This is a genomic window from Pseudomonas sp. K5002, from assembly GCF_013386655.1.
Lineage (GTDB): Bacteria > Pseudomonadota > Gammaproteobacteria > Pseudomonadales > Pseudomonadaceae > Aquipseudomonas.
The window spans coordinates 1-612 of the sequence record NZ_JACARK010001318.1 but is presented as its reverse complement, the minus strand read 5'-3'; the positions used below and the strand labels follow the sequence as shown (position 1 = coordinate 612).

Annotated in this window: 1 protein-coding gene; it reads right to left on the bottom strand. The window is 64.5% G+C overall.

Translation table 11 applies throughout. The annotated features are described in order from the left end of the window. The coding region (locus HX846_RS35995; protein WP_178967321.1) for a CobD/CbiB family cobalamin biosynthesis protein at nucleotides 1–612 on the bottom strand (612 nt) is incomplete at both ends.

The window sequence follows — 612 nt, the reverse complement described above, 5'->3', positions numbered from 1 at the left end:
GTTGGGGCTGTCCCAGGTCGGGCCCTGGGTGCGCCAGCATTTGAGGGCCAGGCGGGTTTTGCCCAGCAGCGCGTAGGTCAACGCCACCAGGCGCGCCGGAATGTAGTTGAGCACGTCATCGATCTTTGCTGCGGCCCAGCCGAAACGCTCAAAGCGTTCATTGCGATAGCCCCACATGGCATCCAGGGTGTTGCTCAGGCGATAGAGCACCACGCCGGGCACGCCAGCGACCACAAACCAGAACAAGGCGGCAAATACCGCGTCGCTGCCGTTTTCCAGCACCGATTCGGTGGCTGCACGGGCGACTTCGGTGCGATCCAGCTCGCTGGTCTGGCGGCTCACCAGATAGCTGACACGCTTGCGGGCCTCGTCCAGATCATCACTGCGTAACGCTTGCGCCACCGGCAGCACGTGTTCGCCGAGGCTGCGCATGCCGAGGGCGCAATACAGCGCGAGGATTTCCAGGACCCAACCGATGTAAGGCGCCCACGAGAGGGCCGTGGCCAGCAGGGTCAGCGGCACCACCGCAATCACCCAGGCGGTAACGCCATGGCTGCGCCAGCCACGGCCGCCGGAGTTGAAACGCTGCTCGATACGCCCGGCAAAATTACC